Origin of the sequence: Pseudoflavitalea rhizosphaerae, from assembly GCF_003991355.1 — a bacterium.
GTDB classification, from domain to species: domain Bacteria; phylum Bacteroidota; class Bacteroidia; order Chitinophagales; family Chitinophagaceae; genus Pseudobacter; species Pseudobacter rhizosphaerae.
In genome coordinates this window covers 28,557-50,219 of the sequence record NZ_RCSU01000005.1, presented here as the reverse complement: position 1 = coordinate 50,219, position 21,663 = coordinate 28,557, and the positions used below count along the sequence as shown (strand labels likewise).

Below are 21,663 nucleotides of genomic sequence, written 5' to 3'. Positions count from 1 at the left end.
GAAGTACGGATACGGCAGCTACTTACTCCCCGCTTTATCTTCGTTATATGATTTCAAAAAAAAATTGTGCAACCAATCAAGATCGTAAAATGAGGATAAACAGAAAAAGTATCGCGCTCGTTGTAGCATTGTTTATGCTTTATTCAATGGGAACAATTCATGCACAGGTGAAAAATGGGCCCGTGGATAAAACGGAAATGAAACAGGGTACTAACACAATTCCACAAAAGCCGGAAGACATCAGTCCATTACTTTACGGAGAAAAGATCCCAGCTGCAATACTTTCAGATGCAGCGGGTAAAAGCTTTGACCTGAACAAGGCCATTTCCGCGAAACCTTCCATCCTGGTATTTTACCGGGGCGGCTGGTGCCCTTATTGCATTAAACAACTTTCAGCTTTACAGGAAGTACTTCCTGATCTGGAAAAGCTGGGTTACCAGTTGATAGCTGTCAGTACAGATGCTCCTGCAGGGCTCAATCAATCGGCAACAAAGGAAAAATTGAATTATACCCTGCTGTCCGATCCGGACCTTGCACTGTCCAGGCAGGTAGGCATCGCCTACAAAGCCCCAAAACCCTACTGGGAATTGCTCCCAAAAACAACCGGCGGTAAAGACGTGGACTTGCTGCTTCCCGTACCATCCGTATTTATCCTGGATAAAACAGGAACGATACAATTCGAATACATCAACCCGGATTTCAAAGAAAGACTAAGCCCGGACCTGCTGAAAGCGGCGGCAACCAGCATCAGGAAGGATCTTTAGGAACATGAATTAATGTAAGCCGTATTGCATTACTTTTATGATCCCCATGACGAAAGAATATAGCGAAAAGGCGACTTCTGCACGATTTGTTATGCACAGCGGCAACAAGTCATTAACGGGAAAGGGACTAGAAAATCCAGGCCCCTTTCCCGTTAATACCTTTGCTTATAACAAAGGAGAAGCACAGGAAGTGGTGATTGATGAGATCGTATATACCATGCCATCCCGGAGTATTCTCCCGTTGGTTTCCAATCAGCATTTTGTATTCGAGCGTCCAGAGGAACTCACAGCCTGGCAATTCAACAGGGAGTTTTATTGCATTCTTCATCACGATGCTGAAGTGGGTTGTGCAGGTTTTCTTTTTTATGGGATCAGGCACCCAATGTTCATTACACTGAACGAAGAGGAAGTCAGTGAACTGACCCACCTGGAAAAAGTGTTTTCCAATGAGCTGATGTTGAAAGATAAGTTTCAGGGAGAGATGTTGCGAACCTTATTGAAAAGAATGATCATAAATACAACCAGGATCGCCAGGCTCCAAAGCGAAAGCTACCAGCAATTTCCCGATGAAAAAATGGACATCGTCCGAAATTTCTCGATACTGCTCGAAGAGAATTTCAAGAACCGGCATGAGGTCAAATTTTATGCTGCTGCACTCAATAAATCTCCCAAAACCTTAAGCAATGTGTTTGCCATATTGAAACAGCCCGCACCGTCTGTTCTGATCCGCAACCGGATTGTACTGGAAGCCAAGCGCTTTCTTCATTATACGGAGAAGTCTGCAAAAGAGATAGCTTACGAACTGGGATTTGAAAGTCCGGCCCATTTCAGCAGGTTTTTCAAGATGTATTCCGGAACAAATATTTCAGATTTCAGGAATTACTGAGGCCATTAAGCAGAAGCGGTTGCTGATCTTTTGAACAAAGCAATTCGGTCTTTAAAACAAAGCTGCCCGGGATGCGGCGCTCTACTTTTGTATCAACAAAACAAAATCAAAATGATACAGAACAATTACCAGGGCGCTCTTCAACAGCCAATCAGGACAGGCTTCAATGCTCAATCCACCACTTCTGATGTAATAAAAGGAATTGACCTCACAGGGAGGACCGCCATCGTAACCGGGGGCAATGCAGGTATCGGTCTCGAGACCGCCAAGACACTGGCGGCAGCAGGCGCCACCGTGATCATTCCGGCGAGGGATGTGGAAAAAGCGAAAAAGAACCTGGAGGGGACCGCAAACGTTGAGATTGAGGCGATGGACTTTATGCAGCCTGCATCCATCGATGCTTTCGCGGAAAAATTCATCGCTTCACACAGGCCGCTTCACTTACTCATCAATAATGCCGGTATCATGTGGGTGCCTTTCCGCAAAGATGACCGTGGCATCGAATCACAACTGGCCACCAATTATATCGGGCAGTTCCACCTCACAGCCAAACTCTGGCCGGCTCTCAAAGAGGCCAACGGCGCAAGAGTGGTGAATGTTTCATCACTCGGACATCATATGTCGCCATTCAATTTTGAGGACCCTAACTTCCGGCATCGTACATACGAAACTTTGCAGGCATATGGTCAATCCAAAACAGCCAGCAATCTCTTTGCGCTGGAACTCGACAATCGCGCCAAACAATTCAACGTACGGGCTTATTCAGTACATCCGGGCTCTATTGGTGGAACAGAACTGGCCAGGGAAGCCCCGGTTGAATTATTCCAACAAATGGGCTTCCTGGATGAGAACGGCAACCTGCGACCGGAGGTATTGGCTTCCCTGAAGACAGTTCCCCAGGGCGCTGCCACAACAGTATGGGCAGCCACCAGCGCTGCCCTGAACAATATCGGCGGCGTGTATTGTGAAGATGGGGATATCGCTGAGCTCATCTCCTCCGATCCATCCATCCCTTCCAGAGCAAAACTTCACGAAAGCGGCGTACAACAGTATTCCTTAGACGAAAACAGCGCCAGGCGCCTGTGGGATCTCACTGAAACCATCACTGGCATCCGCTTCAGGCTCCAATAAATCAGTAACTTCGCATTATGCAATTACAGATCGACGCCGTACTTCTGGATATGGACGGCACCATCCTGAACTCTATCAAATCTGCTGAGCGCGTCTGGACCGCCTGGGCCTTGCGCAATGGCATCGATGTAGAAAGTTTTTTACCAACCATTCACGGTATTCAGGCTGTTGAAACCATTCGCCGCCTTGCTTTGCCCGGCATTGACCCGGTAGCTGAAGCAGCCGCGCTTACACTGGCGGAGATCGATGATGTGGCAGGTATTGAGCCCATCCCCGGCGCTGCGGCTTTCCTGGCAGCGCTTAGTCCTTACCGGTGGGCTGTAGTTACATCGGCGCCCAGGGAACTCGCCACACGCCGCATCCAGGCGGCAGGATTGCCACTGCCTCCATTGATGATCACAGCGGAAGATGTGCCCAACAGCAAACCTGCACCCGACGGCTTTCAACTGGCTGCCGTAAAACTCGGCACCTCTGCAAACAAATGCCTGGTACTGGAAGATTCTCCTGCAGGCATACTGGCAGGTGAAAGAGCCGGTTCACAGGTTCTTGTGATCACTGCTACCCATCACAAAAAAATGGAAAACGATCACCCGGCCATTGCCGATTACACCGAACTCACTACTGCAATCACCTCAGACGGAGCCTTGAAGATCAGCAACACCCGTCAGATCACATATCTCTTGAAATGAATAAAAAGCATTAATTACTGCCAGACATACATAAAACCGGCAATTTTCATTGCCGGTTTTGTCAACAACACCGGGGCATACGTATAAAGGGGTTACCAGAAGCTTCAATTGAGAATTTCCTGCTGCTCATGCACTTCCCTGTTCTTTTTCCACCGCCTCACCAACAGGATCATTTTATTATTCATGCTACCAAGTAGTCTTATCTGCTGAACTGTGGACCGTACTTCTTCCAACACCTGTTCTACCAGTAAGGGATGTCCGTATTTTCCAGGTGGAGCCGTGAAGAGATTGTCCAGGGAATTGTTCCTCCTGCCCATTGACCCTATCGTACTCTCCATAATATTTTCAATACCCGCTAACTGTTGTGAACTTATTTCCATTTTGGACACCCTATCGCTACTATTCAGCAACTGCTGTAATTCCTTCGCCATAGGCGTCAGGAGATCTAACCTGTACATCACCAATAATAAATGAAGTTTCTCTGTGGCATCCATTTGTTGCTTTAGCAAGGATTGATCGTAATCAGGCAATCCCGTGAGTTTCTTCAAAGCTTTTATGGTGAGGGCTACTTTTTTGATGGTCTTTGAGATAAATGGCAACAGTTTGGTTTTCAAGTCCCGCAAAATATCAACGGTATAATTCCTGTCCAGCACTTCCTGGTTGAACGGATGTTCCAGGAGTTGCCTGATGTATTCCTCCTTTGGCGAATACAATTTGTATACAAAACCATTGTAATGCTTCATATCCTGAACATACAGGGTATTGAAATCACTATAAAACTCCTTTTGTTTTTCATAGCAATACTTGTTGGCCCTCATACTCCTTGATTTTAATTATTGTTCAAATTTACCCCGCTGACAGGGCTATACCCAATGACGGTCATCAGGATGAGACTGACAAGGAGCAGCACTACCATCAAAAAACTATCGCCGGAAATTTCATGGTAAGTTTTGAGCAATTTTATTTATATTGGAATATCGAAAGCGTTTGCGGTTGAACGAATATGTAACGCGGAAGATATTCCCCAGCTCCCCGTTCAAAGGGCGGAGCATTTGCTCCAACAATTTAGTTGCGCATTCTTCAGGTAAATGAACCGGCATGCAGATATCACCTCAATTCAATAATGCGGACTTCCATTTATTACTCATTCAGGTGATCTCCCGGAACACCACTGCATTCCTTGGAGTTATCGATAAAGAGAGGGACCAGTATGTGTATGTGAACAAGCAGGGTTTGAGGATTTTTGAACTCACCGATACCGGGGAACTGAACAGCAACAAGAACTTTTTCTTCTTCAAAAACCACCTTACGGAGAAGGAGACCTCAGAGATAATATCAATTGCCGTGCAGCAGGGAACATGGAAAAGCGAAACTGAGTTCATTACCAGTACAGGTAAGACTTTTTGGGGAAGGATCGATATCAGTCCGTTTGAGTATGAAGGAAGGCAATTCCTTTTTGTTCAAATCGGGCATATGGACCGGTCGAAGCTGGCTGAGGATCGTCTTGCCGGTGAACAACAGCTATCCGTAGCATTCATAGATTATGCTTCAATAGGGATCGTGATAGGTAATATTCATGGCCAGATCGTGCGGATAAATCCTTTTGCCCTGCAATTGTTCGGGTATGCAGAACAGGAAGTACTGGGAAGGGAAATCGAATTGTTGATACCATCCAGATTTCATGCAAAGCATGTTAATCACCGTACCCGCTTTACAAACCGGCCGCAGAACCGGCCGATGGGAACCGGCATGGACCTGTATGCTGTAAGAAAAGATGGCACTGAATTTCCTGTGGAAGTGAGCCTGGGAACCTATAGCGTGAATGAAGAAAAATTCGTGATCGCTTTTGTAAGTGATATTACCATCCGAAAAAGCGCAGAAGTGGAGATCAAAAAACTGAATGATGAACTTGAATCGAAAGTGTTAGACCGGACCAGGCAATTGACCGAAGTATTGAGGCAACTGGAAGCATCGGAAAGTGAATTAAAAAAACTTCTGGAAAAGGAAAAGGAATTGGGTGAGTTGAAATCGAGGTTCGTCTCAATGGCCTCCCATGAATTCCGGACCCCGCTCAGTACGATCCTCTCCTCCGCTTATTTACTGGAAAAGTACGCTACAACAGAGAGTCAGCCGAATCGTGTAAAACATATCGAAAGGATCGTTTCCTCTGTTAATATGCTAACAGATATTTTGAATGATTTCCTTTCAGTAGGCAAGATCGAAGAAGGGAAGATCGTGGTGCGGCCTGTTACATTCAATATCAAAGACGAGATTCTTCAGATCATCGGGGGTTTGGGAAGCTTGTTGAAAACCGGGCAGAAGATCAATTACCGTCATACCGGCGCCGCAACGGTTACCAGTGATCTTTCTTTACTTAAGCACGTAATGCTGAACCTGGTTGCCAATGCAATCAAGTTCTCCCCGGAACTTTCCCATATCGAAATATCAAGCACATCTACACCTGAATGGCTGATCATAAGTGTACGGGATTATGGAATAGGTATAGCTAAAGAAGACCTCGAACATTTATTCGAACGCTTTTACCGCGGCGCCAATGCCGTGAATATTCAGGGTACGGGCCTCGGCCTGCATATTGTGGCGCGTTATGTAGAATTGCTGGAAGGTTCCATTCATTGTGACAGTGAGCTGGGAAAAGGGACTTTGTTCACTGTGAAAGTTCCGTTACCGCCCATTACAGAACCGTATAATGAAAATCAAAAGTAAACTGACCATAACTTTCTTCCCATGAAAAAAATCCTGCTTATTGAAGACAATAACGATATCCGTGAGAACACCGCGGAAATCTTGTCGATGGCCAATTACCAGGTGATCACAGCCGAAAATGGCAAATCAGGTGTGGAAAGCGCCCTCAGGGAAAAACCAGACCTGATCATTTGTGATATTATGATGCCTGTTCTGGATGGGTATGGAGTGCTCCATATGCTTCACAAACAACCCGGTGTTCAGCATACACCCTTCATTTTCCTCTCTGCCAAAGCCGAAAGGTCAGATATCAGGAAAGGTATGGAACTTGGAGCGGATGATTATATCACCAAGCCATTCACCGGAACGGAATTATTGAATGCTGTGGAAAGCAGGTTCAAAAAACTGGACCTGTCAAAGCAGGAATTGCCTGCCGATCTTTATGGACTGAATACATTGCTTAAATCAAGCAACGGCAAAGATCTGCTGAAGAATCTTTCGGAAGACAGGAATATCAACAAGTATAAAAAGAAACACCAGATTTACGCTGAAGGGTATACGCCTTCCAAATTATTCTTCATTCAGAAAGGAAAGGTACGCACCTTCAAGACCAATGAGGAAGGTAAGGACCTGGTAACTGGTTTATTCAATGAAGGTGAATTTTTAGGCTATCTGGCGCTATTGGAGGGCACATCCTACAAGGAAACTGCAGAGGCCCTTGAAGATACTGAGCTGGCCGTGATCCCCAGGGAAGATTTTGAAGAGCTGATGAACAACAACCGGGACGTGATGCACAAATTCATACAACTGCTGGCCAGGAACATTACTGAAAAGGAACAACAACTCCTGGGACTGGCATACAATTCCCTAAGAAAGAAAGTAGCGGATGCACTTGTGACATTGCAAAAAAAGTATAAGAGCTCGGGAGAAGAAACCTTCACAATCGACATCAGCAGGGAAAACCTCGCATCTATTGCAGGCACAGCCACGGAATCACTGATCCGGACACTCAGCGATTTTAAATCGGAGAAACTGATCGATATCAAAGAAGGAAGGATCACTGTTCTCAATGAAAAGAAGCTTGGGCAAATGCTGAACTAGCAACCTGCAAAAAAATAAGCCGGATAGACATCCGGCTTCAGGATTGCTCTGATGAGGTTATCTTATTAACCTATTCCACTTATGAAAAGTGCTGTTATGACATTGCTGTCAGGAACGTGTTGAATTTGAATTTTAGCGCGTTGAACTCTCTTTCCAGCTTTTCCATTTCCCTGTTCAACTGTTTATGTTTTTTATCGATCCTTTTGAATGTTGTTTCCTGCTCAAAATTTTCCCTCGTCAATAGTTGTTCCAGCGCTGCGATATCTCCCCTGGCTATATGGATCACTTCATCCTGTTGCGTAAAAAGGACCATGTATTGTTCAGCGTCTTCAATCAATGTAGCCGATGTGGTTGTGTCTTTAATGAACTCTCCCAGCCTCAGTTTTGATTCATTATTTTCATTTGTGAGGAATACCAGCATTCTTCTCCAGGTATGGATCGCCTGACGGTATCTTTTGATTCTTAATTGTATTCTGACCATTTGATTCCTTTTCCAAATAATGATTACAAAACGCGTACAGGCAAAAATAACAGCCGTGGACCCGGCAGGAAATGACAATGGTAAGGAATTTGAGTGACCGTGGTCAGTGAAAGAGAACCATGCCGCGTCCAGCATGGTAAGAGTTGCTATTTGCCAATTTGCTACTACATGCCTTTGGTTTTAGAAATGGATAATTGGATGTTTTCTTACGGTTTAACACAAGGATTATTGAACTGCAGTTACGGATTTCAAAACGCAAACTTACATCAGGCTTAAGCCAGGATCAATGACCTACGACCGCATTTTATATGATCGGGGTCAGCTTCCCGGTGACCACCATCAGTACCATTGTTGTAATGAAAATTTCTTATCCTGGCCTACCGCGCTCCCAGCAGGTTCACCGGCATGATGAACTCCCACTGGTTGGCTCCCAGTCCCTGTAAAGCTCCATCCTGCAGACGGCTGTAACGGAACCCGAAAGTTACATTGTGCTGGTTCCACCATTTTGTATCGAAATAAATTTCAGTACCATAGGAACGCAGCTCATTGGAGTACCTGGTGCCTTTGCTGTGAAAGCTTCCATTGGTATGATCGTAGAAAAGATTGGCGCGCACGCGCATGAAGTACACGATATTGGCGATCCCGAAATCAGGATACAATAATGGAATATGATAATTCACTCCCAGCTTCCACATCTCGGGATAGTTCACGCCATTGTAGCCACGCGAAAAAGGAAAACTACTGGAGAAGATATAATTCCGGAGCGTATCCCTTTTCTGAAAGCTGGTGTTGAATACGAGGTTATGCGTGGGTGCAAGACCCGGAAAATACCAGTAACCGGTTGCGAGGAACTGGTTGGCATCCAGCCTGCTCACAGCGCGGTTGTAACTGAGCCGGATATTCTGCCCCCAGCGCGGAAGGATATGCATCCTGGCAGTTTGAACCTGGTTCACGAAACTTACATACGGTCGGATATATGCGAAACCTTCCGTATCGAAAGTATCTTTATACATCCCCTGCACATATTGTTTCTTGTAAGCGATGTCTGCTCCAAAATTCAGCGAACGCAAGGACCGGCCCTTACTGAAGTTCAACGGAATGCTCAGTCCTGCATAGGTGTTCCATTCATTGAAGTAGAGTGAGCTTCCGTCATAATCAAATGGTCGGTCCATGATGAAATTGGAACCCAGCCTGATCCAGGGGAAGAGTTGCGCGTAGGTGAAATTCAATCCTACTTCCTTGTTCTTCTCATTGTTGTTGTAGTTGAAATAAACTTCCGATTGCAGGGTATTGAGCACGTTCTCACCGATCACTGAAATGGTGTAGTCGGGGTCATCCACAAAAGGGCGCCAGCTATGGATATTCAGAAGACGGAATCCTTTGGAGTAATGAGTCACCGGCAAGGCAGAATCCGGTCCCATAGCCGTGACGGGTTTGTATTTGTTCTGCGCTATTTCCTTTACACCCTGTGCGGATGCAGGCGTGGTAAAAACATTCGCATCAACGGGAATGATATTATTGGCGCTTATGCGTCCGAGTTGGAGCAGATCGCCGGCGGCTGTGAAAGCGGAATAAGTATACTGTCCGTATGCCACCTGCGCCTGGTATTGGCCGGTGAAGCCGGAAGCCTGTTCAGGCTGCAGGCGATAGAGCTGTGAGCCTGCGATCATGAAGAGCCTGTCGAGCGTTCCTTCGGATGCCGTAAAAACGATCGTGTCTTTATGCACTGCCGGAAACCCTATCACGTTATGCGAAAATGGCGTCAGGTATATCATATTCCCCGATCCAAGGTCTACTGAGCCCAGCGCCATCTCGCCTGCATTGTTGCGCACGGCGGTGATCACTGTATTATTGCCGGCAAATTTTGGAAAAGTGTAAAACAGTGTATCCGGATTGGGAAGGCTGCGCAGCAGACTGCCATCTGCACTGCTGATGAACTGCAATTCGGGATTGGCGCCCGGCTCCACTTTTACGGCTACGATAGTATTGCCGTCTTCACTGATATCGGGAGCAAATAATTGCGTACGGCGGGTGAGCGTTCTTTGTTCATTACTGGCCACATCCAGCCATTTGATCACGGAATAGTTATGCCAGCTCCAGCGGATATCAGGTTCATACGCAGCGTAAACGATCTTTCCGTTGCGGAGCGAGAAACTGGCATCTATTGAAACATCCTTTATACGTAATCTGGATTCATCGCCGGTAACAATATCCTTCTTCACAAATGCAGGTATTTGTTTGTAGCTGCTTTTTACATACACAAGCGTATGATCGTTCAGCCACTGCGGGAATTCAGCATTGCCGGAAAAATGTTTTTGTGAGTCAGCCCAGTCATCCACGGCAGTACGGTTACTATCATTGAATGGCTGCCGGAATTTTTCCAGGGCATGTTGTCTGAACTGCGCATAGTCTTCCCCGGTATATTTCTTTACAGCGCGTTGTAACGGGTAGAACAGCCCGCGGAAGCGAACGGCATCGCTGGTGATCTTCTGCCAGACATCTTCCCCGTATTTTTCGCGGCCATAGGCCACCATCATATAACCGAGACGGTAATGATCGGGAACGAAATCGCGCAGCGATCCATTGCGCAGTTTCATCCAGCTGTATTGTTTCTTACCGGCCCAGAGCGAGCGGTAATCATTGAAGAAAGCGGGTACCCGTCCCCTGCCCTGCGGGCTGAGGATCGTTTCCTGGTATACTGCATCCCCTTCGAAGAACCAGTTGGGAACGGCAGCGCTGTTCACCAGGTCCTGCGCCTGTTCCCCGAAAAGAAGGTAAGCAAGTTTGGAAATGCCTTTCCTGAAATTGGCGTATTGTTCAACATGACGGTATTCATGCAATGCCAGGCTCTGTTCCCATTGCAGGCTGCCGAGCTGAAAACTGTTCTGTGGTGGTGTAAGAAGGAATTCACTGCGCCAGGGGCCCAGTCCAACATAACCATTGGAGATGGTGGTATTCGGCTGCAGCACAATGCTGATCTTGCGAAGCCTGTTGCCCAGCAAGCCCTGCGGCTGCTGGCCTATGCGGTGAATGATACCGGCCACTTCCTTTCCGCTCCGCTCGAGGCCTGCCGGAAAGATCACCCGTACAGAGTCTGTATTTACCTGACGCCAGCGGGTGGAAGGGGGATGGCCTCCGAACTGTTGGGCAAATATTACGGAGCAGTTACTGATAAGGAAGGCCAGGAACAGTGATTTACGCATGAAAGGAAAATTAAGACATTTTGGATTTACACCATCGGCCCTTTTGTTTATTTTTGAATTATGGTCCTTTCTCTTCTGGCATTAGCGCTGGCGCCCGGACTGGCAATTGCATTTTTCATTTATTCCAGGGACAAATACGACAGGGAGCCGCTAAGGAACCTGGTGATCTCCTTTATGCTGGGGGTTGCCAGTACAATTCCGGCAATCATCTTCCAGACAAAGTTCCAGCCAGTGCTGGATGCAAGCTTCTCTCCCTATTCCATTTCTTATTATGTTGTTTTTGCATTTGTGCTGGTGGCATTTAGTGAGGAAGGCAGCAAATTCCTGATGCTCCGGTTCTACGCCTACCGGCAACCTGCATTCAATGAGCCCTTTGACGGGATCATTTACAGCGTGATGGTCAGCATGGGCTTTGCTACTTTCGAGAATATATGGTATGTGCTGGAAAATGGATTTGCTACCGGCGTACTGCGTATGTTCCTTTCCGTTCCTGCACATGCTGCCTTTGGGGTGCTGATGGGATTCCATGCCGGGCTGGCTAAATTCGATCACCACCGGCCGGTGCTTAGACTGCTGACCGGCCTCCTGCTGGCCATCGTTTTCCATGGCGGTTTCGATTTCTTTTTATTCCTCCAGAAGAATCCGAATGTTACCAGGTATGTGTCTAACGGCATACTCGCCTTCGGGGCTGTCGTCTGCTACTGGATTGCCATGAGACTGGCCTGGAGAGCCATTCGCATTCATCAGAATTTATCCAAAGAAGTTTTTGAAAATCCATAATATTGTCCTTATGAATACAAGTGCAGAACTGGTGATCCGCTTCGCCGATCTCGATGATATCCCCACTATCGGCTATCTGGCTCAACAGATCTGGCCTGTTACCTACGGCGAGATCCTCACTGAGGCACAACTGAATTATATGCTGGACATGTCTTACAGCCCGGAATCCCTGAACGACCAGATCACCAAACAACATCACCGCTTTCTCATTGCAGAAATGGATGAAGAAGCTGTTGGTTTCGCTTCTTTCGGTCCAATTGGGAACATGGGCATTTACAAACTCCACAAGATCTACGTACATCCCAAAACACAGGGACTGGGCGTTGGCCGTGCATTGCTTGACTTCGTTATAGAACAGATCCTGGATGATGGCGGACATACATTACATCTCAATGTGAACCGGCAGAACAAAGCCAAATCCTTTTACGAGAAACAGGGCTTCAAAGTGATTGAAGTAGTAGACATCGAGATCGGCAATGGATTCCAGATGAATGATTATGTGATGGAAAAGCTTTTATAGAGATCAGCCACTAACCTTCACGCATAGCTGCATTCTTCATATCCCGGGCAAGGTCCTTACCCAGATATCTTTCTATCAGTGCATGCACCAGGTAGATCACAGGCGTCATTACAATGGCGATGAGGAATTTGTAGGTATAATTGACGATGCCGATGGCAGTCACTTTTGCAAAAGAAAATCCCAGTGATATATAAAGATATAGATACAGCACCACGATAGTGTCTATCAGTTGCGACACCAGTGTGCTGAGTGTGGCGCGCATCCAGATATTCTTTTCACCGGTTAATTTTTTGATACGTTTGAAGATGGTGGCATCCGTTACCTGCCCGATCATGAAGGCAGTTAGCGATGCCACGATGATCATCATACCCTGCCCCAGGATCTGCTGGTAGGCAGCCTGCATATCAGGTACGCCATTCTTTTCCTGCGATGGGATCCACCAGTTGGCGGGCGTTGTTCTGATGGCAAAAAAGAAAACGAGAAAAGAGAACGCGATCAGTCCTGCTGCAATGAAGCTGAGGAACCTGATCCCCTTCACGCCATAGTATTCGTTGATGATATCCGTCATGATGAAAACGATGGGCCAGGTAAGCACGCCTACGGTAAGATCGAAACTCAGTCCGCTCTCTCCCAGCAAAGTAAAATTCACTTTCTCGAAACCGAGTGTTTCCTCCAATGAAAAAAGCTTTACGCCGATCACTTCGGCAATGATGGCATTGGCAATAAAAAAACTACCAAGAAAGAGGAAGAGACGGGTGGATTTATCACGGATAATATTATGGATCATGAATAAAGAAGGTTAATTGAAAAGTAAAATGACCATCTGTAAAATGAGAAAAAGAAAATTAGCGATTATCAGCCAGCGGGGGAATACTGACCAGTCCATTTTTTTCTGCAAAAGTGAAATAATTACAAAAAAGTTCACCACAATGTTCAATATCACCGCCAGTCCTGTTCCCAGCACCACGATGGTTGACGCAATATACCCGTGAGGTGATACAGGCAGGTATTGAATGAGCCAGGCCAACATGAAACAAATATTGCAGAGAAAGGCCACCCTGCAGAAAAATAATAGTTTACGCATATCCCAAGTTGGTGTAAAATTGCATAATTTTTGTTCAACCCGAATTCAATTTAGCGGATATAGCATGATAAAAGTGTTGAGCCTGGTCTCCTATCAGTTTTTACCTCCACGTATGGGTGGCCAGAAAGGGATCGCCCTTTTTTACAAGTATTTCTGCAAACAGGTTGATCTCACTATGGTAACCACGCAGAACAACGATCCTGCGCTGGCCGAAGAGTATGAATTGCTCAATGTACTTTCCAACAGTGCCACACGATACCTTAATATATTCTATTTTTTTACGCTTCGTTCAATCATACGCAGGAAAAAAATAACGCATCTCATTTTAGAACATCCCTATTACGGATGGCTGGGACTGTTATTGAAATGGTTCACCGGCGTGAAGCTGGTTGTGCATTCCCATAATATCGAAGGGCTTCGCTGGAAAACACTCAATAAATGGTGGTGGAAAATATTATGGCGGTATGAACGCATCGTTCACCGTGCGGCAGCGCATAATTTTTTCATCCAGGAATCCGACAGGCAATATGCGATCCGCGAATTCGGACTGCAGCCATCAAAATGTACTGTAGCCACTTACGGCATCGAATGGGACCAACCACCATCCCAAACCGAAAAGTCAGTATCGCGCGCATACCTGCAGCAACAGCATGGTATTCCCCAGGATCATTGCCTCCTCCTGTTCAATGGCGCGTTCAATTATTCACCCAACCTGGAAGCCCTGGACCTGATCATTGAAAAGATCAATCCCCTTTTGCAGCAATCATCTCTTAAGTATACCATTCTTGTATGTGGCAAGGATATTCCTGAACGCATTTCAAAAGCCGGTACGCCCAACCTGGTGATCGCCGGGTTTGTGAACGATATCAACCCTTATTTCAGAGGGAGTGATATATTCCTGAATCCTGTAATTTCCGGCGGCGGTATCAAAACAAAATTGGTAGAAGCCCTGGGGAACAATATGAATGCCGTGAGTGTGGAGAATGGCGCTGAAGGTGTGGATCCTGCCATTTGCGGCGGCAAACTGGTGGTGACGGGGAATACTGACTGGCCTGCTTTTACCAACGCCGTTCTGCAACTGGTTTCGAGACAGGATAATATACCTGCAGCCTTCTACCGGCATTTCTACTGGGGCACTATTACTGAAGATGCAGCCCGGGCTTTGAACCCGCTTTAAAACTCAGTGCCTGATCAACTTACCAAATAATTGCCTTATTTTGTCGCATCTTTTAACCATCCTGAAATAATGAACAAAACAATCTGGCAGCAGTTAAAGCCGCATGTTATCGCGATAGGGATTTTTCTGATCATCTCCATCCTCTTCTGCTTACCCGCGTTCCAGGGTATGATATTGAACCAGCATGATACTTTGGGCTGGAGAGGTATGATTGAACAATCCAACCTGTACAAGGAAAAATATGGGCACTGGCCTTTGTGGAGTAACAGCGCTTACAGCGGTATCCCTGCTTTCCAGATCGGGATCGAAGCCAAATACCTCGTTACACTTGCTTACCTGAACAATGTATTCTCACTATGGTTACCGGCGCCTGCCAGCTTTTTCTTCCTGGCCTGCGTTGGTTTCTACATCCTGACTGTAGTGCTGCGGCTCCGCAGTATGGTGGGAATATTCGGATCGCTCGGATATGCATTCGCGTCCTACAATGCCATCATTGCTGCAGTTGGTCATAATACGAAACTCATGAGCATGAGTTATGCACCTGCATTGCTTGCTGGCCTGATTCTGCTCAGTCAGCGAAAATATGTACTGGGCTTCATTGTTACTCTACTGTTCAGCACCCTGCTTACCTGGCAAAACCACGTACAGATATTGTATTACACTTTCCTCATTGCAGTATGTTTGGGCGTGGCAATGCTGATACGTGCCATTAAAGAAAAAGATTTCAAACCAGTTATCTATACAGCAGGCCTCGCCGCTGTTTCATTAGCGTTGGGAATTGCCAGTTATGCCGTGATATTGATGCCAACCAACTCCTACGCGAAGGAGTCTATGCGTGGCGGACGTTCCGAGCTAACTGTGGGGCCTGATGGAAAAAAACTGAATGAGAATAAATCAAAGGGTGGTCTCGATAAAAGCTATGCCTTTCACTGGAGTTATGGTATCGGTGAGACCATGACGCTGATCATGCCCGCATATGCCGGCGGCAGTGATGGTCCCCGTGAACTTCCTGAAGACGGCAAGGCCGTCCAGGCATTGCAGGAATCACAGCTGCCTCAGGAATTCGCCAATTATATTTATCCCGCACTTAGCTCCTACTGGGGCGCACAGCCCGGCACATCCGGCACTGTTTATCTCGGCGCTTTTATTTGCCTGTTCTTCATCGTTGGGATCTTTGTTGTAAAATCCTGGCATAAGGGATGGTTAATTGCAGCAAGCATCCTGGGTATCGTACTGGCCTGGGGCAGCAATTTCCAGGCATTGAACTATTTTCTATTCGACTATCTTCCCTACTACAATAAATTCAGGGCTCCAACAACTGCACTGGTAATTCCGCAACTTACGTTTGCCGTGCTGGCCTGCATGGCATTGGATCAGCTTCTTTTCGGAGAATACAACAAAGCAGAGATGCTTAAAAAACTGAAGGTTGCAGGTGTTGCAGTTCTGGCAGTAGTAGCCATCCTGGTGGGCACCTATTTCACCGGTAGCTTTAAAGCATCCGGAGACAACCAGCTTCGCGAAGGTATTTCCGGTGCTATCATGCAAATGGCCTCACAGGGCGGACAACCGAACGAACAGGTGCAGCAACAGGCGCGGACCATCTCCTCTTCCATCATGAATGGATTGAGCGCCGATCGAAAAACATTGTATGAAGGCGATATGCTACGCACCATTCTCTTCCTCGTGCTTGGCTCCGCACTGATCTGGCTCGGTGTTCAGAAAAAACTGAAACCAGAGTATATCATGGCTGCTCTCATTGTTCTCAACCTGGTTGACCTGCTTCCTGTTGACCGCAGGTACCTGAAGGATGAGAACTATGTAGCTAAAGATGATTTCCTGGCGCCTTATCAGGCAACAGCTGCTGATATGCAGATCAAGCAGGACACTACATTCTATCGCGTGTTTGATCAAACAGCCGGCAATCCGTTTGCTGATTCCAGAGCATCTTTCCATCATCATTCCATTGGTGGTTACCTGCCCGCCAGACTCGCCAATTATGATGACCTGATCACGCACCAGCTGAACAGGGGTAATATGGAAGTGTTCAACATGCTCAACACCAAATATTTCATAGCTGCCAACCCGCAAACCAGGCAGCCGATGGCCCAGATGAACCCCGGCGCTCTCGGTAACGTATGGTTTGTAAAAGCACTCAATTATGTTCCCAATGCAGATGCTGAAATGGCAGCGTTGAACGACTTCCACCCTGCAGACACTGCGGTTATTGATCAGCGTGAAAAAAACAAGGTGCAGTTTGAACCACAGTTCGATTCACTGGCTACCATCCGCATGACCAGCAACCTCAATGATCTGGTTTCCTACGAAAGCAATGCTGCCAGCAACCAGTTTGCAGTATTCAGCGAAGTATACTATCCCAATGGCTGGACTGCCACAATCGACGGAAAGGAAGCGCCAATCGTAAAAGTCAATTATGTTTTGCGCGGCTTGAGTATTCCTGCAGGCAAGCATACGATCGAATTCCGTTTTGCACCTGCTTCCTATACTACGGGCAATATGGTAACGCTGATCTCAGGCATTATCTCCATCCTGCTGGTGCTGGGTGGCTGCTGGTGGCTCTGGAAAAACAGAGCAACCGATGCGGATTCTTCATCTGGCCCCAAAGCGCAGTAAACGAAAAGAGAAAATGGTTATTGGAAATGGCCTCGTGGCAAGGAGTTTTGAAAGTTATGCGCAGAACGAAAGGTTCCTGATCTTCGCATCGGGAGTATCCAACTCAAAATCGGGTACAGAAGGCGATTATCTGCGAGAGGCCAATCTGTTGCGCCAGACGATGGAAGCCCATCCGGAAAAACTGCTGGTATATTTCAGCACCACCAGTGTGGAAGACCCAGACCTTCAGCAAACAACCTATGTTCAGCATAAACTGAACATGGAAGCACTGGTGCGTTCCAACGCCCACCGCTATGCGATCTTCCGATTGTCGAACCTGGGAGGCCGGTCAGATAATCCCAATACGATCCTTAACTATTTCTACCAGCATATCATGCAGGGCATTCCCTTTCAGATATGGCAGCATTCGGAGCGGAATATCATTGATGTGGAGGATGTTTTCAGGATCGCCGATCATATGCTGCAGCACCAGATGGCTACCAACAGAACATTGAATATTGCCAATACTGTCAGTTATCCTGTGACCTATATCGTAGACACGATCGAGGAGTTCTGTGGCAGGCAGGGGCTCTATACGTTGGCCGACAGAGGTGGTCCGGTGAACATCGATACCCATGAAATTGCTGAAGTCTGCAAATCGCTGGGCATTCAATTCGGAGAAGGATATCTTCAAAAAATCCTGCATAAATATTACGGAGCATGAGTCATCGAAAGGGAGTGTTGAAAAGAAGACTGGAGTACATCGGGATGTTCCCCTTTGTGCTGGCGGGTATCATTTATGGACGGCTCTTCCCCCTGAAAAAAAAGACCAGTACTTTTCTTTTTTTCCCTTCCGCTGATATCGGCGGCGCCATCAAGGTGAATGCTGATATTGCAGCCTGCATCAGGGACCAGAATCCGCTGATCATTTTTTCCAAGAAGCCAAAGAACAATGGCCACCTGGAGCTGTTCAGCAACTTCGATTGCATCGATCTTTCACAACAGATCGATAACAAGCTCTATCATTTTGTCAATTTCTTTTACCGCGGTGTACTGGCTTCATGGATCAACAGCGCACCCAATGCAGTGATCTTCGGAGGAGAATCGCTGTTCTTCTACAAGATGCTGGCCCATGTGGGCAATAATGTGCGTCGCATTGAACTTTGTCACCTCGATACATGGTTCCCCTACTCCATCGGCTTTATCGATCTTATCACACTTCGCATATTCAGCACCGTGAAACTGATGAAGGATGTGGAGGAACAGTACAAGCAATGCGGCGTTGATCCCTCCTGGGCAAAGCGTTTGCGTTTTGCAGAAAATATGATCCCCATTCCAGCTTACAGACCCGTACATAACAAGCAACTGGAAGTGGTGTTCATCGGCCGCGGAGCACCACAGAAGCGGGTTCCGCTCACAGCTGCTATTGCAGAGAAGCTGCACCAGTTAAATGCGCCTGTTCATTTTTCCTTTGTGGGTGACGTAGAGAACGTAATCGATCCTTCAAAATATCCTTACTGTACCTTCTATGGTAATGTTCGCGACGAAGCGAAGATGTTGCAACTCTATCACAATTCAGATGTACTGATCCTTACTTCGGCTTATGAAGGCCTTCCACTGGTAGTGATGCAGATGATGGCTCATGGCCGCATTGTGATGAGCACCGCCGTGAATGCCATTCCTGATTATGTAAGGCATATGGAAAATGGATTACTGATCAAATCCACCGATGAAACGGCAATTGTGGAAGAAGGCGTCACCATGCTGCAATGGCTGGTGGAGCATCCGGAAGCAAAGGAGGGATTCGGTAAACGCGGGCGTGAGATCGCCATCGAAAAATTCAGCGGGGAAGTGTTTTGCAGGGAATACAGGAAGTTCCTGTATACAGATAATGATTTCTGAAAAAGCTCAGCGGTTCAGCCACCAGCTCAGCAGCATCGATACTTTAGATGCAGGCCCCCACTTCAATATAACCCGGGGGAATATACGCTGGAAGCTCAGCATTTTTTTAATGGAAGCCGGTACGGGCACCGGCGACAATGATTGCAGCTCTGCCGCGTTCTTCACTTCATAGTTGCGCAGCAGGCGCCAGAAATGATCATATGCCTTCAGGTTATTCAAAAACTGCACACCGAGCTTATCCAGGAGCAAAAGGTTTTCCGGGACCACCACCTGTTTATCCGTAAAAACAGAGCGGGTGATCTGTTCTTCGTGCCAGCCGATATTGATGAGGGGCTCAACCGTGTAATTGAATGGAGCGGATTGCAGGTAACGAATATAGAAGTCAATATCCACCATCCATTTCATGCGCTGATCATACAGGATATCTTTTTGATTTCTGTGCAGCACCACGCTCGGGTGTCCTATCACGTTATGCTGCATCAGCAGTCTGGGATCCCGGCGAAGCCGCTTCACCCAGGCAGCGGATATGGCATGTGTTTCGCTGATCTGTCCGCCTTCAATAATATGATAACCGGAGAAAACGAAACCGGCGCCGTTCTGTGTAAGTTCATATAATTTACGAAGACTGTCAGGTCCGGCAAACGCATCATCATCATGCATGATCTTGATCCATTGCCCTTTTGCCAGGCGGATGGATTCATTCCAATTTTCCGGTGATCCCAATGCCTTTTCATTCCTGTAATAATACAAAGGAAAACTTGCAGCAAATTCCAGGCATAATTCCTGAACACTGCTATCGGGACTATCATCCGTAACAATTACTTCAAAATCCCGCAAGGTTTGTACCTCAATAGACTGCAGCAGTCTTTGCAGAAGCTCAACCCGTTTGTAAGCCGGGATACAGATCGAAATAAGAACCGGACTGCTCATTAAAATAAAATATTACATTAAATTCCTATTGGTATGCCGCAATATCTCATCAAATTAATACGCTACTGTCTGATAAACTGGTTTTGTTGATTTTTTTTCCGGGCAACAATGTATAATTTCCTGTGTATATTGCGCTTTCGCTCGCAAAAGTATAATAAGCGCGCAAATGTACCGTTGGTTTGCCAGAATTTACCTGAATTAAACCAGCTGTCAGAGGAATTACTCAGATAAACCAGTTACGAATTGAAAAGGCCATTTGTTTATTTGGTGCGCAAAAGAGCATTGGGCGACGTGCTTTGGATTGAGCCGGTGATACGCGCGCTGGCTGCACGAAATAAAAAGGTCATCGTGTTCACCACGGTCAATGAACTGTTTGCAAACTATCCTCTTTCCAACGTTGTTTTCAGGAACAAGCTGAGTATATTCGAAAAAGTATGCCGGACCATTGAGTCCTTTTGCAGATCTGCTGTCTTTTTCATCAATCTCGACAATGCTTACGAGGAAAAACCAAGGGAGCATTTCCTGCAAGCTTACCAGGAAAAAGCCGGATTGCCCCTGACCCGTGAGTATCCAAAACTTTACCTGAACAGCACTGAAGAAAAAAGACCACCCTTACCAGAAGGCAAATACGCAGTATTGCACCTGGAAAGTATGTCATCAAAAAATTACCGGAAGGTATATGGTGTGGATTGGGAACAAGTGGCGAACCATATTAAACAGAAAGGCATAACACTTTACCAGATAGGCAATAGTCCTCCGTCAATTCCCGGAGTGGTGCATATCAAATCCTCCATCAGGGAAATGATAAGGCTTATCAGGCACAGCTCCTTTTTCATTGGGCTGGACTCAGGCCCCAGCCATATTGCCGCAAGCCTTGGCATTCCTTCACTGATCTTCTTTGGCGCCGTAAAGCCCGAGCTAAGGCATTTTCCGGAATTGTTCAAAGGCTTTTTTTTGCAACAATACTGTGAGTTTGCCGGTTGCTATCACGAGGTAAAAAACAACCAGTCTGGTCCCGACTGCAAACTGGTGGGCAACGAAGGCATTCCGAAATGTTCCCTGCATACCAGCGGGTATGCAATGGAGCATATTGACCGATTGATAACAGAATATTCATTGATATGATCCAAAAGTTAATCCGGAAAATAAAGCGCAAGCTGGGCATTAAAGAAATGTATACCTCTGAAACCTCCAAGGTCCGTCACCTGGTGATCGGCTATTGCCAGGGAAATGGATGTGATATTGGTTTTGGCGGCGACAAGATCAGGAAAGAAGACTGCGTAGGTATCGATTATGAGCAACCTTATGCCTATACCGGAAAGGATAAAGTGGATATAGCAGTTGATGTGATGAAAGAAAAGATACCTGTTGCAGATAATACTTATGATTATGTTTATACCAGTCACCTGATAGAAGATTTTAAGAATACCACGCAGGCACTGGAAGAGTTCATCCGCATTTTAAAGTCAGGCGGTAATTTGATTCTTGTGTTCCCCGATCAGAAAGTATACGAAGCATATTGCCAGAAAACCGGGCAACCGTTAAATATCCACCATGTGCATGCCGATATGGGACTGGATTATATGACGGATAAAATTGCAGGGATACCTAACATCACGCACCAGATACTTTTTCAAAGTAATTGCGAGATCGACTACAATGTGGTAATGGTCATAAAGGTTTTAAAAAACTAAAGTAAGCT

At 46.5% G+C, this 21,663-nt stretch carries 20 protein-coding genes; 14 read left to right on the top strand and 6 right to left on the bottom strand.

Annotated features, from left to right (window positions below):
- The first annotated feature begins 146 nt into the window (after nt 1-146).
- The 4 genes from D9Y29_RS10055 to D9Y29_RS10040 all read left to right on the top strand — a co-directional run bounded on the left by D9Y29_RS10055 (nt 147) and on the right by D9Y29_RS10040 (nt 3,470).
- Nucleotides 147-764, top strand: coding sequence for a peroxiredoxin family protein (locus D9Y29_RS10055; RefSeq protein WP_241237888.1), 618 nt, complete (start codon nt 147-149; stop codon nt 762-764).
- 46 nt (nt 765-810) lie between these two features.
- The gene (locus D9Y29_RS10050; RefSeq protein WP_127127618.1) at nt 811-1,650 is read left to right on the top strand and encodes an AraC family transcriptional regulator; all 840 of its coding nucleotides are present in this window, start codon (nt 811-813) and stop codon (nt 1,648-1,650) included.
- A gap of 111 nt (nt 1,651-1,761) precedes the next feature.
- Nucleotides 1,762-2,781 carry an SDR family NAD(P)-dependent oxidoreductase gene (locus tag D9Y29_RS10045; RefSeq protein ID WP_127127616.1) on the top strand — a complete coding sequence of 340 codons (1,020 nt, stop codon included), beginning with the start codon at nt 1,762-1,764 and terminating at the stop codon, nt 2,779-2,781.
- Nucleotides 2,782-2,798: 17 nt separating this feature from the next.
- Nucleotides 2,799-3,470 carry an HAD-IA family hydrolase gene (locus D9Y29_RS10040; RefSeq protein ID WP_127127614.1) on the top strand — a complete coding sequence of 224 codons (672 nt, stop codon included), beginning with the start codon at nt 2,799-2,801 and terminating at the stop codon, nt 3,468-3,470.
- A 104-nt stretch (nt 3,471-3,574) separates the two neighbouring features.
- Here D9Y29_RS10040 and D9Y29_RS10035 read toward each other — a convergent pair whose 3' ends face one another.
- Entirely contained in the window at nt 3,575-4,288 is a 714-nt protein-coding gene (locus D9Y29_RS10035; RefSeq protein WP_127127612.1) for a hypothetical protein, read from the bottom strand.
- 280 nt (nt 4,289-4,568) lie between these two features.
- On the opposite strand from D9Y29_RS10035, the gene D9Y29_RS10030 reads away from it, so the two are divergent.
- Together D9Y29_RS10030 and D9Y29_RS10025 are read left to right on the top strand one after the other, a co-directional pair.
- A complete protein-coding gene (locus tag D9Y29_RS10030) occupies nt 4,569-6,194 on the top strand; it encodes a sensor histidine kinase (RefSeq protein ID WP_127127610.1) in 1,626 nt (541 codons plus the stop codon).
- A gap of 21 nt (nt 6,195-6,215) precedes the next feature.
- The gene (locus D9Y29_RS10025; RefSeq protein WP_127127608.1) at nt 6,216-7,274 is read left to right on the top strand and encodes a response regulator; all 1,059 of its coding nucleotides are present in this window, start codon (nt 6,216-6,218) and stop codon (nt 7,272-7,274) included.
- Between the two features lie 94 nt (nt 7,275-7,368).
- Here D9Y29_RS10025 and D9Y29_RS10020 read toward each other — a convergent pair whose 3' ends face one another.
- Together D9Y29_RS10020 and D9Y29_RS10015 are read right to left on the bottom strand one after the other, a co-directional pair.
- Nucleotides 7,369-7,755 (bottom strand): hypothetical protein, encoded by a 387-nt coding sequence (locus tag D9Y29_RS10020; protein ID WP_127127606.1) that lies wholly within the window; start codon nt 7,753-7,755, stop codon nt 7,369-7,371.
- A gap of 377 nt (nt 7,756-8,132) precedes the next feature.
- Complete coding sequence (locus D9Y29_RS10015; RefSeq protein ID WP_127127604.1) at nt 8,133-10,958, bottom strand: TolB family protein; 2,826 nt, start codon at nt 10,956-10,958, stop codon at nt 8,133-8,135.
- A gap of 60 nt (nt 10,959-11,018) precedes the next feature.
- Between D9Y29_RS10015 and D9Y29_RS10010 the strand changes: the two genes are divergently transcribed.
- The gene (locus D9Y29_RS10010; protein ID WP_127127602.1) at nt 11,019-11,738 is read left to right on the top strand and encodes a PrsW family intramembrane metalloprotease; all 720 of its coding nucleotides are present in this window, start codon (nt 11,019-11,021) and stop codon (nt 11,736-11,738) included.
- Nucleotides 11,739-11,748: 10 nt separating this feature from the next.
- Complete coding sequence (locus D9Y29_RS10005; protein ID WP_127127600.1) at nt 11,749-12,258, top strand: GNAT family N-acetyltransferase; 510 nt, start codon at nt 11,749-11,751, stop codon at nt 12,256-12,258.
- Nucleotides 12,259-12,268: 10 nt separating this feature from the next.
- Here the strand turns inward: D9Y29_RS10005 and D9Y29_RS10000 are convergent, their stop codons facing one another.
- Nucleotides 12,269-13,045, bottom strand: coding sequence for a queuosine precursor transporter (locus D9Y29_RS10000; RefSeq protein WP_127127598.1), 777 nt, complete (start codon nt 13,043-13,045; stop codon nt 12,269-12,271).
- A gap of 12 nt (nt 13,046-13,057) precedes the next feature.
- Nucleotides 13,058-13,342: a hypothetical protein gene (locus D9Y29_RS09995; protein ID WP_164735347.1), complete on the bottom strand. Its 285-nt coding sequence runs from the start codon at nt 13,340-13,342 to the stop codon at nt 13,058-13,060.
- 64 nt (nt 13,343-13,406) lie between these two features.
- Here D9Y29_RS09995 and D9Y29_RS09990 point away from each other — a divergent pair, with 64 nt between their 5' ends.
- The 4 genes from D9Y29_RS09990 to D9Y29_RS09975 all read left to right on the top strand — a co-directional run bounded on the left by D9Y29_RS09990 (nt 13,407) and on the right by D9Y29_RS09975 (nt 19,031).
- Nucleotides 13,407-14,519 (top strand): glycosyltransferase, encoded by a 1,113-nt coding sequence (locus tag D9Y29_RS09990; RefSeq protein ID WP_164735346.1) that lies wholly within the window; start codon nt 13,407-13,409, stop codon nt 14,517-14,519.
- Between the two features lie 69 nt (nt 14,520-14,588).
- Nucleotides 14,589-17,150 carry a YfhO family protein gene (locus tag D9Y29_RS09985; protein ID WP_127127594.1) on the top strand — a complete coding sequence of 854 codons (2,562 nt, stop codon included), beginning with the start codon at nt 14,589-14,591 and terminating at the stop codon, nt 17,148-17,150.
- A gap of 13 nt (nt 17,151-17,163) precedes the next feature.
- Nucleotides 17,164-17,853 (top strand): NAD-dependent epimerase/dehydratase family protein, encoded by a 690-nt coding sequence (locus D9Y29_RS09980; protein ID WP_164735345.1) that lies wholly within the window; start codon nt 17,164-17,166, stop codon nt 17,851-17,853.
- Nucleotides 17,850-19,031 (top strand): glycosyltransferase family 4 protein, encoded by a 1,182-nt coding sequence (locus tag D9Y29_RS09975; protein ID WP_127127591.1) that lies wholly within the window; start codon nt 17,850-17,852, stop codon nt 19,029-19,031. The genes D9Y29_RS09980 and D9Y29_RS09975 overlap by 4 nt, the downstream gene beginning before the upstream one ends.
- A 6-nt stretch (nt 19,032-19,037) precedes the next feature.
- Here D9Y29_RS09975 and D9Y29_RS09970 read toward each other — a convergent pair whose 3' ends face one another.
- Entirely contained in the window at nt 19,038-19,961 is a 924-nt protein-coding gene (locus D9Y29_RS09970) for a glycosyltransferase family 2 protein (protein WP_127127589.1), read from the bottom strand.
- Between the two features lie 243 nt (nt 19,962-20,204).
- On the opposite strand from D9Y29_RS09970, the gene D9Y29_RS09965 reads away from it, so the two are divergent.
- Both D9Y29_RS09965 and D9Y29_RS09960 read left to right on the top strand, forming a co-directional pair.
- A complete protein-coding gene (locus D9Y29_RS09965) occupies nt 20,205-21,086 on the top strand; it encodes a glycosyltransferase family 9 protein (protein ID WP_127127587.1) in 882 nt (293 codons plus the stop codon).
- Nucleotides 21,083-21,655, top strand: coding sequence for a methyltransferase domain-containing protein (locus D9Y29_RS09960; protein ID WP_127127585.1), 573 nt, complete (start codon nt 21,083-21,085; stop codon nt 21,653-21,655). Before D9Y29_RS09965 ends, D9Y29_RS09960 begins: the two co-directional genes overlap by 4 nt.
- Nucleotides 21,656-21,663 lie beyond the last annotated feature (8 nt).

Bases quoted from the DNA above. Each gene is read 5' to 3' on its own strand.
- D9Y29_RS09995 (WP_164735347.1), bottom strand. From the start codon at position 13,342: ATGCGTAAACTATTATTTTTCTGCAGGGTGGCCTTTCTCTGCAATATT.
- D9Y29_RS10020 (WP_127127606.1), bottom strand. From the start codon at position 7,755: ATGGTCAGAATACAATTAAGAATCAAAAGATACCGTCAGGCGATCCAT.
- D9Y29_RS10005 (WP_127127600.1), top strand. From the start codon at position 11,749: ATGAATACAAGTGCAGAACTGGTGATCCGCTTCGCCGATCTCGATGAT.
- D9Y29_RS10045 (WP_127127616.1), top strand. From the start codon at position 1,762: ATGATACAGAACAATTACCAGGGCGCTCTTCAACAGCCAATCAGGACA.
- D9Y29_RS09970 (WP_127127589.1), bottom strand. From the start codon at position 19,961: ATGAGCAGTCCGGTTCTTATTTCGATCTGTATCCCGGCTTACAAACGG.
- D9Y29_RS09985 (WP_127127594.1), top strand. From the start codon at position 14,589: ATGAACAAAACAATCTGGCAGCAGTTAAAGCCGCATGTTATCGCGATA.
- D9Y29_RS10055 (WP_241237888.1), top strand. From the start codon at position 147: ATGGGAACAATTCATGCACAGGTGAAAAATGGGCCCGTGGATAAAACG.
- D9Y29_RS10010 (WP_127127602.1), top strand. From the start codon at position 11,019: ATGGTCCTTTCTCTTCTGGCATTAGCGCTGGCGCCCGGACTGGCAATT.
- D9Y29_RS10015 (WP_127127604.1), bottom strand. From the start codon at position 10,958: ATGCGTAAATCACTGTTCCTGGCCTTCCTTATCAGTAACTGCTCCGTA.
- D9Y29_RS10035 (WP_127127612.1), bottom strand. From the start codon at position 4,288: ATGAGGGCCAACAAGTATTGCTATGAAAAACAAAAGGAGTTTTATAGT.
- D9Y29_RS09990 (WP_164735346.1), top strand. From the start codon at position 13,407: ATGATAAAAGTGTTGAGCCTGGTCTCCTATCAGTTTTTACCTCCACGT.
- D9Y29_RS10050 (WP_127127618.1), top strand. From the start codon at position 811: ATGACGAAAGAATATAGCGAAAAGGCGACTTCTGCACGATTTGTTATG.
- D9Y29_RS10040 (WP_127127614.1), top strand. From the start codon at position 2,799: ATGCAATTACAGATCGACGCCGTACTTCTGGATATGGACGGCACCATC.
- D9Y29_RS10025 (WP_127127608.1), top strand. From the start codon at position 6,216: ATGAAAAAAATCCTGCTTATTGAAGACAATAACGATATCCGTGAGAAC.
- D9Y29_RS10000 (WP_127127598.1), bottom strand. From the start codon at position 13,045: ATGATCCATAATATTATCCGTGATAAATCCACCCGTCTCTTCCTCTTT.
- D9Y29_RS10030 (WP_127127610.1), top strand. From the start codon at position 4,569: ATGCAGATATCACCTCAATTCAATAATGCGGACTTCCATTTATTACTC.
- D9Y29_RS09980 (WP_164735345.1), top strand. From the start codon at position 17,164: ATGGTTATTGGAAATGGCCTCGTGGCAAGGAGTTTTGAAAGTTATGCG.
- D9Y29_RS09960 (WP_127127585.1), top strand. From the start codon at position 21,083: ATGATCCAAAAGTTAATCCGGAAAATAAAGCGCAAGCTGGGCATTAAA.
- D9Y29_RS09975 (WP_127127591.1), top strand. From the start codon at position 17,850: ATGAGTCATCGAAAGGGAGTGTTGAAAAGAAGACTGGAGTACATCGGG.